General features: G+C 72.3%; 12 protein-coding genes and 1 pseudogene. 9 read left to right on the top strand and 4 right to left on the bottom strand.

Features of this window, described 5'->3' with window-relative positions; all coding sequences use genetic code 11:
* Window positions 1-6: 6 nt before the first annotated feature.
* The 3 genes from ABZ464_RS13200 to ABZ464_RS13190 all read left to right on the top strand — a co-directional run bounded on the left by ABZ464_RS13200 (window position 7) and on the right by ABZ464_RS13190 (window position 3714).
* Complete coding sequence (locus tag ABZ464_RS13200) at window positions 7-780, top strand: ATP-binding cassette domain-containing protein (RefSeq protein WP_359275222.1); 774 nt, start codon at window positions 7-9, stop codon at window positions 778-780.
* A gap of 5 nt (window positions 781-785) precedes the next feature.
* A complete protein-coding gene (locus ABZ464_RS13195; RefSeq protein WP_359275219.1) occupies window positions 786-2078 on the top strand; it encodes a sugar ABC transporter permease in 1293 nt (430 codons plus the stop codon).
* 112 nt (window positions 2079-2190) lie between these two features.
* Window positions 2191-3714, top strand: a complete 1524-nt coding sequence (locus ABZ464_RS13190) for a sigma-70 family RNA polymerase sigma factor (RefSeq protein WP_359275217.1) — start codon at window positions 2191-2193, stop codon at window positions 3712-3714.
* A 264-nt stretch (window positions 3715-3978) separates the two neighbouring features.
* Here the strand turns inward: ABZ464_RS13190 and icmF are convergent, their stop codons facing one another.
* On the bottom strand, window positions 3979-7209 hold the full coding sequence (icmF, locus tag ABZ464_RS13185) for a fused isobutyryl-CoA mutase/GTPase IcmF (RefSeq protein WP_359275214.1): 3231 nt from the start codon (window positions 7207-7209) through the stop codon (window positions 3979-3981).
* Window positions 7210-7412: 203 nt separating this feature from the next.
* On the opposite strand from icmF, the gene ABZ464_RS13180 reads away from it, so the two are divergent.
* On the top strand, window positions 7413-9020 hold the full coding sequence (locus tag ABZ464_RS13180) for a bifunctional 3-(3-hydroxy-phenyl)propionate/3-hydroxycinnamic acid hydroxylase (protein WP_359275211.1): 1608 nt from the start codon (window positions 7413-7415) through the stop codon (window positions 9018-9020).
* A gap of 10 nt (window positions 9021-9030) precedes the next feature.
* Here the strand turns inward: ABZ464_RS13180 and ABZ464_RS13175 are convergent, their stop codons facing one another.
* Window positions 9031-9183 carry a hypothetical protein gene (locus ABZ464_RS13175; protein ID WP_359275209.1) on the bottom strand — a complete coding sequence of 51 codons (153 nt, stop codon included), beginning with the start codon at window positions 9181-9183 and terminating at the stop codon, window positions 9031-9033.
* Here ABZ464_RS13175 and ABZ464_RS13170 point away from each other — a divergent pair.
* Window positions 9173-9394 (top strand): annotated as a pseudogene (locus ABZ464_RS13170) (helix-turn-helix domain-containing protein); the annotation flags it as partial. The gene ABZ464_RS13175 and the pseudogene ABZ464_RS13170 sit on opposite strands and share 11 nt — an antisense overlap.
* A gap of 101 nt (window positions 9395-9495) precedes the next feature.
* Here the strand turns inward: ABZ464_RS13170 and ABZ464_RS13165 are convergent.
* On the bottom strand, window positions 9496-10788 hold the full coding sequence (locus ABZ464_RS13165; protein WP_359275207.1) for an MFS transporter: 1293 nt from the start codon (window positions 10786-10788) through the stop codon (window positions 9496-9498).
* A 130-nt stretch (window positions 10789-10918) separates the two neighbouring features.
* Here ABZ464_RS13165 and dhaK point away from each other — a divergent pair, with 130 nt between their 5' ends.
* Genes dhaK through ABZ464_RS13150 form a run of 3 tightly spaced genes read left to right on the top strand, consistent with a single transcriptional unit; the run spans window position 10919 to window position 12984 of the window.
* Window positions 10919-11911 carry a dihydroxyacetone kinase subunit DhaK gene (dhaK, locus tag ABZ464_RS13160; protein WP_359275205.1) on the top strand — a complete coding sequence of 331 codons (993 nt, stop codon included), beginning with the start codon at window positions 10919-10921 and terminating at the stop codon, window positions 11909-11911.
* Window positions 11912-11966: 55 nt separating this feature from the next.
* Complete coding sequence (dhaL, locus tag ABZ464_RS13155; protein ID WP_359275202.1) at window positions 11967-12566, top strand: dihydroxyacetone kinase subunit DhaL; 600 nt, start codon at window positions 11967-11969, stop codon at window positions 12564-12566.
* 7 nt (window positions 12567-12573) lie between these two features.
* Window positions 12574-12984, top strand: a complete 411-nt coding sequence (locus tag ABZ464_RS13150; RefSeq protein WP_359275200.1) for a PTS fructose transporter subunit IIA — start codon at window positions 12574-12576, stop codon at window positions 12982-12984.
* A 73-nt stretch (window positions 12985-13057) separates the two neighbouring features.
* On the opposite strand, the gene ABZ464_RS13145 is transcribed toward ABZ464_RS13150, so the two are convergent.
* Window positions 13058-13696: a TetR family transcriptional regulator gene (locus ABZ464_RS13145; RefSeq protein ID WP_359275197.1), complete on the bottom strand. Its 639-nt coding sequence runs from the start codon at window positions 13694-13696 to the stop codon at window positions 13058-13060.
* A gap of 150 nt (window positions 13697-13846) precedes the next feature.
* Here ABZ464_RS13145 and ABZ464_RS13140 point away from each other — a divergent pair, with 150 nt between their 5' ends.
* A complete protein-coding gene (locus ABZ464_RS13140; protein WP_359275194.1) occupies window positions 13847-14608 on the top strand; it encodes a glucose 1-dehydrogenase in 762 nt (253 codons plus the stop codon).
* The last annotated feature ends 324 nt before the right edge of the window (window positions 14609-14932 follow it).

Here is a 14932-nt window from a genome sequence, read left to right as displayed (position 1 = left end):
GTTGCCGTGCCCGATCCCCCCTTGCTGGCGCTGCGCGGGGTGTGCAAGCGCTTCGGCGTGGTCGACGTCCTGACGGACATCGAACTGGAGATCCACTCCGGTCAGGTCGTCGCCCTCCTGGGGGACAACGGGGCCGGCAAGTCCACCCTGGTGAAGGTGATCTCCGGGGTGGCGCCCGCCGAGAAGGGCGTCATCGAGTGGGAGGGCCGGTCGGTGCACATCAGACGCCCGCACGACGCGCGCGATCTCGGCATCGCCACCGTCTACCAGGACCTGGCGCTGTGCGGGAACCTCGACGTCGTGGGGAACCTCTTCCTGGGGCGGGAGATCCGCAGGTACGGGTTCCTCGACGAGATGGAGATGGAGCGCCGCACCCAGGAGCTGCTGGAGCGGCTGACCCGGCGGGTCCCCGATCTGCGCGGGCCCGTCGCCTCGCTCTCCAGCGGTCAGCGGCAGACGGTCGCCATCGCCCGCTCGCTCCTCGGCGAACCGCGCGTCCTGCTGCTGGACGAACCGACCGCGGCGCTCGGGTTCGAGCAGACCTCGGAGATCCTGGACCTCATCGACCGGCTGCGGGACCGGGGGCTGGGCGTCCTGCTGATCAGCCACAGCATGGGGGACGTGAAGGCCCTCGCGGACCGGGCCGCGGTGCTGCGGCTCGGCCGCAACAACGGCTTCTTCGATGTGAACACCGCCTCCCAGGAGCAGATCATCGCGTCCATCACCGGCGCCACGGAGAACGTGCCCCGCCGGCCGGCCCAACGGGATTCGGGGTGGTGAGAGGCATGCGCAAGGTGGCGGACGGCACCCCGGCCGAACCCGTCGCGGCCGGCGGCGAGGCCCGTCCTCCGCAGCGCGAGCGGCTCGCCTCCCGGGCCGTGGAGGGCGGGGTCCGTGCCCTGCGCGGCACGCTCGCGCTCCTGCAACGCAAGGTGCGGGCGGGTGAGCTGGGCTCGCTGCCCGTCGTCCTCGTGCTCGCGGTCGTCTGGATCACCTTCCAGTCCCTCAATCCGAACTATCTGTCCCCGCGCAACCTGTCCAACCTCAGCGTGGACATCGTGGGGACCGGCCTGATCGCGGTCGGCATCGTCTTCGTGCTGCTGCTCGGCGAACTCGATCTGTCCGTGGGCTCGATCAGCGGTCTGGCGGCGGCCGTGTTCGCCGTGCTGAACGTGAACAGCGGGGTCCCGGAGTGGCTCGCCCTCGTCGTCGGCGTGCTCACCGGCACGGTCACGGGCACCGTGCAGGGCTTCTCCATCGCCCGGACCCGGGTGCCGGCGTTCGTGGTCACACTCGCCGGACTGCTCACCTGGAACGGCCTGATGCTCGCCGTCCTCGGCGACAGCGGCACGGTCAATCTGGACGAGGACGGGCTCGTCTCCAAGCTGACCAGTTACTACTTCACCCAGGACGCCGTCGCCTACGGCGTGGCGGCGGCGGCCACCGGGGCGGTGTTCCTCGGGGCCGACCTGGACAGAAGGCGCCGGCGGGCCGTCGGCATGCGGCACCGCTCGTCGGCGGCCGTGGCGGTGCGCACCGTGGCCACGGCGGTGGTCGCGTTCGGGGTGGCCTACCTGCTCAACCGCTTCCAGGGGCTGCCGCTCGCCCTGCTGATCTTCCTCGTCCTGGTGGCCGGCCTGGACGTGCTGCTGCGCCGTACCCACTACGGGCGGCAGGTGTACGCCCTCGGCGGCAGCATCGAAGCGGCCCGGCGCGCCAGCCTCAGCGTGTTCCGGGTCCAGACCGCCGTGTTCGCCATCTCCGGCACGATGGCCGCGGTCGGCGGGCTGTTCCTCGCCTCGCGCATCACGTCGGTGAGCCAGAGTTCGGGCTCGGGCGTCCTGCTGGTGAACGCCATCGCGGCGGCCGTGATCGGCGGCACCAGCCTGTTCGGCGGGCGCGGTACGACGTGGTCGGCGGTGCTCGGCATGCTCGTCATCCAGTCGATCTCCTCGGGCATGGCGATCACGGACACTCCCCCGGCGGTGCAGTTCATAATCACCGGTGGGGTGCTGTTCGCGGCGGTGGTCATCGACGCGCTGTCCCGTCACTCACAGGAAGCACATGGGCGGGCCTGATGTGCGGGCGTGATGTGCGCCACATCACGCAACCATCGCAACTTTCATTGAAAGTTTTGTCATCTAGGCTGACAAACCCTTCGGCCCCCGCAGGCAACTGGAGCGTTCCTCCATGACCGACAGGTCCTCTGCCGTTCCCGCGCAAGCCTCCTCGACCGCCGCGTACGCCCGGATCTACGAGGAACAGCAACCGCGGCTCGTCGCGTACGCGCGCTCGCTCACCAGGAACGCCTGGACCGCCGAGGACCTCGTCGCCGAGGCGCACTTCCGGGTGTGGCGACGGCTGGCCGAGGGACACGAGATCGAGAACGTGCCGGCGTACCTGCGGACGACGGTGCGGCACCTCGCGATCGCCTCCGGGACCGCGGTACGCGAGACGCCCCGGGACCCTCAGGCCGACGAGCGGGCCGAGCGGGCCGAGCCGGGCGGGCACGAGGGCGACCCGGCCGAGCAGGTGTCCCAGGTCGATCTGGTGGTGCGGGTGCTGGGCCAGCTGCCCGAGCGCTGGGTCAAGGCGCTGTGGCTGGCCGAGGCGGAGGGACAGCCGCTGGCCGCGATCGGACCGCAGCTCGGCACCAAGGAGGGGGCCACGGCCGTCCTGCTGCACCGCGCCCGGGAGGGCATGCGGCAGGCGTTCCTGCGCACCCAGACCGGCGCCCCGGAGGACCCGGCGTGCCAGGTCCACTGGGCCCGGATGCCTGCCTACGTCCGGGGTGCCGCGACCCCGCGCCAGGGCGAACGGCTGCTCGGTCACGTGGACGCGTGCGACGACTGCCGCGCCCGGCTCGCCGCGTTGATGCGCGCCAACGACCGGCTGCCCGCGATCGTCGCGCCCGCGCTGCTGCTGTTCGCGCTGGGCGGCACGGGCAAGTTCCTCATGGCCTTCACCGCGGGGTCCGCCGGCGCGGCGGCCGCGGCGGGCGGGCACGGCGCCGGTCTGCTGCACGGCGTGCGCCATGCGGCGGTCGGCGGCTCGAAGGCGCAGGCCGCGGTGGCGGCGGGCGCGCTGGTGGCGGGGGCCGCCGCGTTCGTCCTGGTCATCGGCTCGGGCGAGTCCGCGCCGATACCCGCCCAGCGCACCCCCGTCGCCGACGCTCCGGTAAGCCGGATGCCCGTGGCGGAGACACCGGCGAACCCTCCCGCACAGGCCGCCGTGCCGGTGGAGGCCGCCGAGGACCGGTCGCCGTCCGTGCGGGTGGCCGACGCCGCCGGAGACATCCGCACGGACACCGTGCCCTCGACGGCCGAGGCGCCGTCGTCCTCCGGCACCGGGGTGCCGGGCCCGACCGGAGGCGGGAAGAGCACCGACGAGCCCTCGTCCACCGGAACCCCGCCGGAGGAGGAGCAGACGTCACCCCCGGCCGACGAGGGCACCGCGGACGACGGCTCGAAGGAGACCCCGCAGCCCACCACCCCCACCCCCGAGATCCCGCAGCCGGAGACCCCGCAGCCCGAGCCGCCGCAGACCTCGGACCCCGAGCCCAGACCCGGGGACGACGGCGCCGATCAGGGCACCGGGGACGACGACCCGGGCTGCCCGAGCGGCGGCGACCAGGAGGACACCGGGCACGGCAAGGCCCGGCACGGCGACCAAGGACACCACCGGGGCGGCCGCTCCGGGCACGACGCCGCCTGACAAGGCCTCGACCGCCTCTGTACCACGACGTCGTTCGCCCCGCCCGCCCGGGCCGGGTTCCAGGTGTACTTCGTGGAGCGCGAGCCGGACATGACGGCGATCGGCGGGCGCCTGCTGTCCGCACTGGCCGAGGCCTGTGGGCTGCCGGAGCCCTCCCCGGCCTGGTGGGTGAACTTCCGGGTCGTCGAGGAGGGCAGCTGGGGCTCCCGCGGCCAGGGCGATCCGCGCCGCGGTCACCGGCTGACGCGGGGTGCCCGGGGTGGATCAGACGTTGCGTCGGTACTGGCCGCCCACCTCGAAGAACGCGTCGGTGATCTGCTGGAGCGAGCAGACGCGGGCGGCGTCCATGAGGACGGCGAAGACGTTGTCGCCGCTGATGGCCGCGTCCTTGAGGGCGGCCAGGGCCTGGTGCGCCTGGTCGCGGTGTCCGGCCTGGTAGTCGCGGACCCGCTCCAGCTGGGAGTGCTTCTCCTGTTCGGTGGCGCGGGCGAGTTCGACGGTGGCGGGTTCGGCGGTGTCGGCGTGGGGGTTGCGGAAGGTGTTGACGCCGATGAGGGGCAGGGTGCCGTCGTGCTTGCGCTGTTCGTAGAGCATGGACTCGTCCTGGATGCGGCCGCGCTGGTAGCCGGTCTCCATCGCGCCGAGCACCCCGCCGCGTTCGTTGATCCGCTCGAACTCCTTCAGCACCGCCTCCTCCACCAGGTCGGTGAGCTCGTCGATGACGAACGAGCCCTGCAGCGGGTTCTCGTTCATCGCCAGGCCCCACTCACGGTTGATGATCAGCTGGATCGCCAGGGCGCGGCGGACGGAGTCCTCGGTGGGGGTGGTGACCGCCTCGTCGTAGGCGTTGGTGTGCAGGCTGTTGCAGTTGTCGTAGATCGCGATGAGCGCCTGCAGGGTGGTGCGGATGTCGTTGAAGTCCATCTCCTGGGCGTGCAGGGAGCGTCCGGAGGTCTGGACGTGGTACTTCAGCTTCTGGGAGCGCTCGGCCGCGCCGTACTTCTCCTTCATCGCCACCGCCCAGATCCGGCGGGCCACCCGGCCCAGCACCGCGTACTCGGGGTCCATGCCGTTGGAGAAGAAGAAGGACAGGTTGGGGGCGAAGTCGTCGATGTGCATGCCCCGGGCCAGATACGCCTCGACGTAGGTGAAGCCGTTGGCGAGGGTGAAGGCGAGCTGGCTGATCGGGTTCGCGCCCGCCTCGGCGATGTGGTAGCCGGAGATGGATACCGAGTAGAAGTTGCGGACCTTCTCCTGGATGAACCACTCCTGGATGTCCGCCATCATCCGCAGGGAGAACTCGGTGGAGAACAGGCAGGTGTTCTGCCCCTGGTCCTCCTTGAGGATGTCCGCCTGCACCGTACCGCGCACGTTCGCCAGGGCGCGGGCGCGCAGCTCGGCCGCCTCCTCGGCGTCCGGCTCACGGCCCTCGGCGGTTCGGAAGGCCTCCAGCTGCTGGTCGATCGCCGTGTTGAGGAAGAAGGCCAGGATGGTCGGTGCGGGGCCGTTGATCGTCATCGACACCGAGGTCGTGGGGGCGACCAGGTCGAAGCCGTTATAGAGGGCCTTCATGTCGTCGAGGGTGGCGATCGAGACGCCGGAGGTGCCGACCTTGCCGTAGATGTCGGGGCGCTCGTCGGGGTCACGGCCGTACAGGGTGACGGAGTCGAAGGCGGTGGACAGGCGGGTGGCGGGCTGGCCCTCGGAGAGCAGCTTGAAGCGCCGGTTGGTGCGGAACGGGTCGCCCTCGCCCGCGAACATCCGGGCCGGGTCCTCGCCGTCGCGCTTGAAGGGGAACACCCCCGCGGTGAAGGGGAAGGAGCCGGGCAGGTTCTCCGACCGCCAGAAGCGGACCAGCTCACCGTGGTCGGTGAACCGGGGCAGGGCCACGCGGGGGATCTTGTTGCCGGAGAGGGACTCACGGGTCAGCCTGGTCCGGAGCTCCTTGTCCCGGATCTTCACCACCTGCTCGTCGCCGGAGTACGAGGCCACCACCGCCGGCCAGTTCGCAAGCTGCTCGGTGATCTCGTGCGGGAGGTCGCGGCGGGCGCCGTCGAGCAGCGACTCGACGTTCGCGGCGTCGGAGCCGGCCCCGACGAGTTCGCCCCGTACGGCGTCGAGGCGCTGCACGCGCCGCGCGGCCTCCGCCAGTCGGCCGGTGGCGGTGTGGTAGGCGCGGACCGTTTCGGTGATCTCGGCGAGGTAGCGCACCCGCTCGGCCGGTACGACCTGGCGGATGCCGGAGGAGTGCCGTACGTCGACCGGCGCCAGCGCGCCCTGGACCAGCGGCAGCCCCTGCTCGCCCAGGCCGGCCCTGAGGTGCTGGTAGAGGGCGGTGACGCCGTCGTCGTTGAAGGTGGCCGCAGAGGTGCCGTACACCGGCATGTCCTCCGGCCGCTTGCCGAACGCCTCACGGTTGCGGACCAGCTGACGGCCCACGTCCCGCATCGCGTCCTTCGCGCCGCGCCGCTCGAACTTGTTGATCGCCACCACGTCGGCGAAGTCGAGCATGTCGATCTTCTCCAGCTGCGAGGCGGCACCGAACTCCGGCGTCATCACATACAGCGAGGTGTCGACGAACGGCACGATCGCCGCGTCCCCCTGACCGATGCCCGGTGTCTCCACGACCACCAGATCGAACCCGGCCGCCTTCACCACATCGATCACGTCCGCCAGATGCTCGGGCAGCTCACGACTGCCCCGGGTGGCCAGGCTGCGGAAGAACACCCGACTGCCGTCCAGGGAGTTCATCCGGATCCGGTCACCCAGCAGGGCGCCACCGCCCCGCCGCCGCGTCGGGTCGACCGCGATCACCGCGATCCGCAGCTTGTCCTGCTGGTCGACCCGGAACCGGCGCACCAGTTCGTCGGTCAGCGAGGACTTTCCGGAGCCGCCCGTGCCGGTGATGCCCAGCACCGGCACCGTCCGGCCCGCCGCCGCGGCCCGCACCTGGGCGAGGAAGTCCTCCGGCAGCTTGCCCAGCTCCGCGCCGGTGATCGCGCGGGCGATCGCGAACCGGTCGCCGGCCAGGACGGCCGGCACATCGGCCGGTTTGCCGTCCCACAGGTCGAAGTCGCAGTCCCTGACGACCGAGTTGACCATCCCCGCCAGGCCCATCCGCTGCCCGTCCTCCGGGGAGAAGATGGTCACCCCGCTGCCCCGCAGCCGGGCGATCTCCTCGGGCACGATGACACCGCCCCCGCCGCCCACCACGCGCACATGCTCCGCGCCCTGCGCACGCAGCGAGTCGACCAGGTACTCGAAGTACTCCACATGGCCGCCCTGGTAGGACGAGACCGCCACACCGTGCGCGTCCTCCTCCAGCGCCGCGTCCACGACCTCCTGCACCGACCGGTTGTGCCCGAGGTGGATCACTTCCGCGCCCTGGGACTGGAAGATCCGGCGCATGATGTTGATCGACGCGTCGTGCCCGTCGAACAGGGCCGAGGCGGTGATCAGTCGAATGGGGTGCACGGGCCGGTGCGCTTCGCTCATGGGGACCTTCCCGAACGGATCAGGGGTACGCCGACCCCAAGATAGTAGGACGTCCTACTAATTTACCGCAGGGTGGGGTCGATGCGCCAAGATTCGATCGACCCTTGACTGTCAAAGTTCATACAAATACGCTGCGGGCGATTCAGGACAGCGGTTCAGGACAGCGGTTCAAGACAGGCTCTGCGGTGAAGTGGGGGGCTCTCGTGACAGACGCATTCGACGCCGACCTGGCGATCGTCGGACTCGGACCGGTCGGCGCCACGGCGGCGAATCTGGCCCATGCCCACGGGCTGACCGCGGTGGCCTTCGACCGGGCCCCGGCCGTCGAGCCGCGGCCCCGCGCCATCGGGTTCGACCAGGAGGCCATGCGCACCTTCGGCGGCCTCGGCCTGGGCGACGCGCTCGCGCCCCATGTGATGCCGTATCGCCCGTCGGAGTACCGCAACCTCCACGGTCAGGTCATCAAACGGATCGACACCGCGCCACCGCCCCACCCGCTGGGCTGGGCCCCCAACTACGTCTTCCTCCAGCCGGAACTCGAGAAGGCCCTGCGCCACAATCTCACCGGGGCCGGCGGTGTCGACGTCCGGCTCGGCACCACGGTGACCGACGTGCGGGCCGACGGCGAGGGCGCGACCGTCGGGACGGTGGACGAGGCCGGCCGCCGGCGCACGGTCCGCGTACGGTATGTGCTGGCGTGCGACGGGGGCGCCAGCGGGATCCGGTCACGTGCGGGGCTGTCGCTGCGCGACCTGGAGTTCGACGAACCGTGGCTCGTGGTCGACGTCCTCCTGCACCCCGGGGCGGGCGAGGAACTGCCGCGGACCAACGTCCAGTACTGCGAGCCGGCCCGGCCCAGCACCTACGTGGTGGGGCCCGGCCGTCTCCGCCGCTGGGAAATGATGATCAACAAGGACGAGGATCCGAGCGGGATGACCGAGCCCCGGGTCGTCCGCGCGCTGCTGTCCCGCTGGCTGGATCCCGGCGACTACGACCTGTGGCGGGCGTCGGCCTACCGCTTCCACGCCCTCGTCCTCAGGCAATGGCGTGCCGGACGGCTGTTCTTCCTCGGGGATGCCGCCCATATGACACCGCCGTTCCTCGCACAGGGCATGTGCCAGGGAATCCGCGACGCCTCGAACCTCGTATGGAAGCTGGCCGCACACCGGCACGGGGGCGCCGGTGACGGGCTGCTCGACACCTATCAGCGGGAGCGCGAGCCGCATGTGCTGCAGGTGACGGCCACGGCGAAGGAGCTCGGGCGGATCATCTGCGAGCGGGACGAGGTGGCCGCGGCGGCCCGTGACGCGACCCTGCTGGCCGAACTGGCGGCCCAGCCCCGGGGCACCGTCCGCCAGTCCCTCATCCCCGGGATCCACGCGGGCTTTCTCGCGGCCGACGGCTCCCCCGCCCGGGGCGGCATCCTTCCCCAGCCGCGCGTGACCGACAGCCAGGGACGAAGCGGGCTGCTGGACGAGTTCACCGGCGACGCCTTCCGGCTGGTGCTCGGCGAGGACGCCGACCTCGCCGCCGCGGAGTCGGCGCTGCGTGCGCACGAGGCCGCGGGGGGTTTCCCGGTCCGGCTCGTACCTCTGCGACGGTTCGACGGCCCGGTGCACCGGGGCGCATACCGTGAGGAGGTGCCCGTCCTCGGCCCTTGGCTGCGGGCGCACGGGTGCGAGGCGGTGCTCGCCCGTCCCGACCACTATGTGTTCGGGGGAGCCCAACGGGCGGCGGAGATCAGCGAGTTGCTCGCCGCGGCACGGCGCCGGTGGTCGTCGCCGTCCTCGCCCGGCACGGTCGTGGAGTGACTCCGGCCGGTCAGCGGGCGGCCGCGGCGAGCAGCTCCTCCACCCTGCGCGCGGGGAGTTGAAGGCGCTGCTGTTGCACCAGCTCCGTGGAGGTGAACGCGCCCGTCTCCAGCGCGTCGAACCGGCCGTCGCGGTCCGGGTAGCAGTTCATCGTGTCGATCACCGCCTGCCGGCGAGGGCGCCCGCGGGCAGCTGCCGGTAGTCCTTCAGCGGGATCGTCGCGACCACCAGATCACCGGCCAGGGCTGCCTCCTCCGGCCCGGGGCGGCCCGGGCCAGGCCGCCCCGGGCCGTCATGCCTACGAGAACGTCACCCTGGACGATCTCGCGGCGGCGGCCGGTGTCTCCCGCAGCACGTTCCTGAGGTACTTCGTCAGCAAGCAAGCGGCCGTCCTCAGCGCCTTCGACACCCATGGGCGGCAGGTCGCCGACGCCTTGCAGCACGGCGCGTCGCTGAGGGCGCCGGCCTCGCTCCGTCAGGAGCGGGTGCGCTCCGGAGCCTCCTGGTGGGGGACGGCCGCGTCCGCGTCCCGGCGCGCGGAGGTGTCGACCGCCGGGGCCAGGAAGGCCGCGCACGCCACGCAGACCAGGACGACGAGCATGGCGGGGCGCAGACCGATGTGATCGCCGAGGAAGCCCAGGCCGGGCGGGCCGACGAGGAAGGCGACATAGCCGATGACGGCCACCAGGGCGACCCGGGCCGTCTCGTCGGGGCCGGACTCCCCGGCGGCGGAGAGCGCCAGGGGGAAGCCGAGTGAGGCGCCCAGTCCCCAGAACAGCACGGCGACGCCGGCGAGGACGGGACTGTCCGAGACGACGACGATCAGCAGGCCCAGTGCGCCGGACGCGGCACTGGCGCGGACGACGGTGATCCGGCCGTAGCGGTCGAGGACGTACGTGCCGCCGAAGCGGCCCACCGTCATCGCGGCGGCGAATCCGGCGTAGACGAGCGAGCCCGAAGCAGCGCTCATGCCGTGTCCGTCGACCATGAGCAGCGGCAGCCAGTCGTTGGCCGAGCCCTCGGCCAACGCCATGGCCAGCACGATCGCGCCGATGAGGAGGAGCCGGCCGTCCTTCCGGAGGGCAGGGTGCCGTGCAGCGCCGTCGCCCTTCCGCCGCTCCTCGCGGACGATACGGCCGGTGCCCGCCGGAAGGGCGCGCGCCGCGTGGAGGAGCAGCCCTGCGGCGAGCAGTACGACCGCCGCGAGATGCCACTGCACGGGCACCCCGGCCGCCGTCGCCGCCATGCCCGCACCGGCCCCGAACACCGTGCCCAGGCTGAAGCAGCCGTGCAACGCGGGCAGGGTGGTCGCCCCGCCGGTCCGCTCGACGTGCGTGCCGTCGACGTTCACGGCCACGTCTGCGGCGCCCATGCCGGCGCCGAAGAGACACAGGCCCGCGGTGACCCCGGCGACCGACGCCGCGAGAGCGCCCGCGCAGATCACGGCCATCCCGGCGATGAGCAGCCAGGTTCCCCAGACGATGACGGGCCGGGTCCCGAACCGGGACACCAGCCGCCCCGAACAGCTGATCCCCAGCATCGAGCCGAGGGACAGCCCGAACAGCACCAGCCCCAGCTGCGCGGTGGACACATCCAGCCGGTCCCTGATCGCGGGCGTGCGCGTCACCCACGAGGACATGGCTGTTCCGGCGAGCAGGAACACCAGGAACAGCGCCCGACGACGCCGGCGCACGGCCTTGTCCATGAGACTGCTCCTCCGGGGACGTACGGCGCCCGCTCGACCCGGAGAATGTACCTGCTTGTACACGACAACGGGGAAGCGCTTGCGGAACGGGCCCGGAACACCCCGCGCGCCGCCGCCCACGTGACCTTCGCCGCCACAAGGTCGATAATTCCCTCGGAGGAACCCAGCCTGCTCGTGTCAGTAGGAGGTACCCATGAAGATGTTGATCAACGTTCCGGAGACCGTGGTCGCGGACGCGCTGCGCGGGATGGCGGCCGCGCATCCCGAGCTGACCGTCGACGTGGAGAACCGGGTGGTCGTACGGCGCGACGCCCCGGTGGCCGGGAAGGTCGGACTGGTGTCCGGCGGCGGGTCGGGGCACGAGCCGTTGCACGGGGGGTTCGTCGGACCGGGGATGCTCTCCGCGGCCTGTCCCGGTGAGGTCTTCACCTCGCCGGTGCCCGACCAGATGCTGCGCGCGGCGGCCGCCGTGAACAGCGGCGCGGGTGTGCTGTTCATCGTCAAGAACTACACCGGTGACGTGCTCAACTTCGACATGGCGGCCGAGCTCGCCGAGGACGAGGGCATCCAGATCGCCAAGGTCCTGGTCAACGACGACGTGGCCGTCACCGACAGTCTGTACACGGCGGGGCGGCGCGGTACCGGCGCGACCCTGTTCGTGGAGAAGATCGCGGGCGCCGCCGCCGACGAGGGGCAGCCGCTGGAGCGGGTCCAGTCCATCGCCCGCCAGGTGAACGAGAACTCCCGCAGCTTCGGCATCGCGCTCAGCGCGTGCACCACGCCCGCCAAGGGCAGCCCGACCTTCGACCTGCCGGCCGGTGAGCTGGAGCTGGGCATCGGCATCCACGGCGAACCGGGCCGGGAGCGGCGGGCGATGATGACGTCCGGAGAGATCGCCGACTTCGCCGTGCAGGCCGTCCTGGACGACATGGCGCCACGCAATCCCGTCCTCGTCCTGGTCAACGGCATGGGCGCCACACCCCTGCTGGAGCTGTACGGCTTCAACGCCGAGGTCCAGCGGGTGCTGACCCAGCGCGGGGTGGCCGTCGCCCGGACGCTCGTCGGCAACTACGTGACCTCCCTCGACATGGCCGGCGCCTCGGTGACGGTCTGCCAGATCGACGAGGAACTGCTGCGGTTGTGGGACGCGCCGGTGAGCACACCGGGCCTGCGCTGGGGCATGTGAGCACAGCGGCGACAGGGCGGGCACCCGCACCGAAACGACCAGGCAAGGAGATCACGTGCTCGACGCCGACTTCTTCCGCCGTTGGATGACGGCGACCGCCGCGTCCGTCCACCGCGAGGCGGAACGGCTCACCGCCCTCGACTCCCCCATCGGGGACGCCGACCACGGCAGCAACCTCCAGCGCGGGTTCACCGCCGTGACCGCCGCGCTGGAGAAGGAGGAGACGGAGACACCGGGTGCGGTCCTCGTCCTCGCCGGGCGGCGGCTGATCTCCACCGTCGGGGGCGCCTCCGGCCCGCTGTACGGCACCCTGCTGCGCCGGACCGGCAAGGCGCTCGGGGACGCGGCCGAGGTGAGCGAGGCGGAGTTCGCCGAGGCGCTGCGGGCGGGCGTGGACGCCGTGATGCAGCTCGGGGGCGCCGCGCCGGGCGACAAGACGATGATCGACGCCCTGGTGCCGGCGGTGGCCGCGCTCGGTGACGGGTTCGGCGCCGCCGGCACCGCCGCCGAGCGCGGCGCCGAGGCGACGACACCACTGCAGGCCCGCAAGGGCCGGGCCAGCTACCTCGGGGAGCGCAGCATCGGGCACCAGGATCCGGGGGCCACCTCGTCGGCCCTGCTGATCGCCGCGCTCGTCGAGGCCGGCGGGAAGTGAGGCGAAGGTGAGCGACGAGAAGCTGGTCGGGATCGTGCTGGTCTCGCACAGCGCGGCCGTGGCGGACGCCGTGGCCGAGCTGGCGAAGGGGCTCGCGGGCGGCGGCGCGGCCGTACCGGTCGCGGCGGCCGGCGGTACCGAGGGCGGCGGGCTGGGCACGAGCGCGGAACTGGTGGCCGCCGCGGCCGCCTCCGTCGACCGGGGCGCCGGTGTCGCCCTCCTCACCGATCTGGGCAGCGCCGTCCTCACGGTCAAGGCGCTGCTCGCCGAGGGCGACGAACTCCCCGGGTCCGCCCGTCTGGTGGACGCCCCGTTCGTCGAGGGCGCGGTGGCCGCGGTGGTCACGGCGGCCACCGGAGCCGACCTCGACGCGGTGACGGCGGCGGCCTCCGAGGCGTACGCCTACCGCAAGGTGTGACGACCCGGGCTCGTCCCGGCCCGGCCCGCACCCGTTCGGAGACCGGTCCGGGGTGGGATGCCTCGACGACGGCTCACTTCAGGCCCTCCCCGACGACGGTGAGGGCCGTGCGGATGGCCCGGGCCAGCTCGGTGCGGGCCGTCGCCGGGTTCGTGACGGCGTCCGCGGCGTGCCAGGCGTGCTGCTCCACGGCGGCGCGCAGGGCCGCGTTGAACATCGCCGCCTGGATCGCCGGACGCGGATCGTCGGCGGGCAGTCCGGCGCGCTCGGCGAGGGCGCGGGCGAACGCCGGTTCGGCCTCGTCGTAGGTCTGGAGCCAGACGGCCCGCAGGCCCGGTTCGGTGCGGGTCAGCCGGACGAGCCCGCCCACGGTGGCGGGTTCGGGTCCGACGACGAGCCGCTCGTCGTCCTCCAGGATGCGGACGAGCGCGTCGCCCAGTCCGGTGCCGGGGTGCCATTCCCGCAGACAGGCCGCGAGGGAGTCGATGCCGGCCGTCAGCAGGGGCCGTACACACGCCTCCTTGCTGGGGAAGTACCGCCAGACCGTGCGCGCGGAGACGCCCACCGCCTGGGCGATCTGTTCGCCGGTGGTGGCCGCGACGCCCTGGGCCACGAAGAGGTCCACGGCGGCGTGCGCGATCTCCAGCCGGATCTCCGCCTTGCGCGCCTCGGTCAGGGGCGGCCGGCCCGTGCGTCCGCGGGATGTCGTCATCCGGTCGTCCTCCGGTCTCGGTCTGCGCCGCCATGAGCTTCCGTGCGTCCAGAATTCTCCACCACGAATTTATGTCACTCACAGACATTAAGTCGTAGGGTGTGCCCATCGGCGCGGACAGCGCGCGCACATCGCATCTAGGAGCACCACATGGCCACTGGACTGGAAGGCCGCAGCGTCGTCGTCACCGGAGCGGGCTCGGGGATCGGGCGCGCCACCGCCCTGGCCTTCGCCGCGGAGGGGGCGCGGGTCCTGGTGGCCGACCTCAACGCGGACGGGGCGCGGGCCGTCGTCAAGGAGATCGAGGCGGCGGGCGGTACGGCCGTCGCCGTCACCGGGGACCTCAGCGAGCAGTCCGTCGTCGACGAGGTGGCGAACACCGCGGTGGAGCGCTTCGGCGGGGTCGACGTGCTGGTCAACAACGCCGGGATCATGGACCGGATGTCGGCGCTGGCGGACGTCGACGACGCCGAGTGGGAGCGGGTCATCCGGGTCAATCTCACGGCGCCCTTCCTGCTCACCCGTGCGGTGCTGCCGCACATGCTGGCCGCCGGCAGGGGGGCGATCGTGAGCACCGCCTCGGAGGCGGGCCTGCGGGGCAGCGCGGCTGGCGCGGCCTACACGGCCTCTAAGCACGGCGTCGTGGGACTCACGAAGAGCCTCGCGGTGATGTACCGCGGCAAGGGCATCCGCGCCAACGCGATCGCGCCGGGCGGCACGAAGACCGCGATCACGGTCGACGCCGACCGTACGGCCCACGGTCCGGCGGCGCTCGGCCCGCACTTCGTCAACGTCGGCCGGGTCGCCGAGCCGGAGGAGCAGGCCGCCGCGATCGTGTTCCTCGCCTCGGACGCGGCGAGCAACATCAACGGCGTGGTCCTGCCGGTCGACGACGGCTGGTCGGCGGTCTGACCCCACCACCGCCCCCCGGTCGGACGGCAACTCGACCACCCACGTCGGCCGTCCGACCACGGGGGCCCTCCCGGACGGAACCTCACACACCCGCCGGACGGCAACGAACACCCTCCACCTACGCCGGCAACGCCCGACGCCCCGCAGGCCCCCGGCCTGCGGCTTCCCACCCGGCGCCCCTCAGGCGCCCCAACCCCCGGCAGCACCACCCGAGTCCTCCAGGCCCCGGGCCTCAACCCCCCGCCCGGTCACTCCTCCTCGTCCGTCGCGGCGCCGATCGACTCCTCGTCCTCCCCGACCTCCTCGACGTCCGCGGCCTCCTGC

The organism is Streptomyces sp. NPDC005820 (assembly GCF_040630255.1).
Taxonomy (GTDB): domain Bacteria; phylum Actinomycetota; class Actinomycetes; order Streptomycetales; family Streptomycetaceae; genus Streptomyces.
Note: the sequence above shows the minus strand (reverse complement) of the source record. Positions and strands in the feature narration are given on the sequence as shown.

Excerpts from the sequence above, each read along its gene's own strand:
- icmF (WP_359275214.1), bottom strand. The coding sequence starts at position 7,209 with ATGAGCGAAGCGCACCGGCCCGTGCACCCCATTCGACTGATCACCGCC.
- ABZ464_RS13190 (WP_359275217.1), top strand. The coding sequence starts at position 2,191 with ATGACCGACAGGTCCTCTGCCGTTCCCGCGCAAGCCTCCTCGACCGCC.
- ABZ464_RS13145 (WP_359275197.1), bottom strand. The coding sequence starts at position 13,696 with ATGACGACATCCCGCGGACGCACGGGCCGGCCGCCCCTGACCGAGGCG.
- dhaK (WP_359275205.1), top strand. The coding sequence starts at position 10,919 with ATGAAGATGTTGATCAACGTTCCGGAGACCGTGGTCGCGGACGCGCTG.
- ABZ464_RS13140 (WP_359275194.1), top strand. The coding sequence starts at position 13,847 with ATGGCCACTGGACTGGAAGGCCGCAGCGTCGTCGTCACCGGAGCGGGC.
- ABZ464_RS13195 (WP_359275219.1), top strand. The coding sequence starts at position 786 with ATGCGCAAGGTGGCGGACGGCACCCCGGCCGAACCCGTCGCGGCCGGC.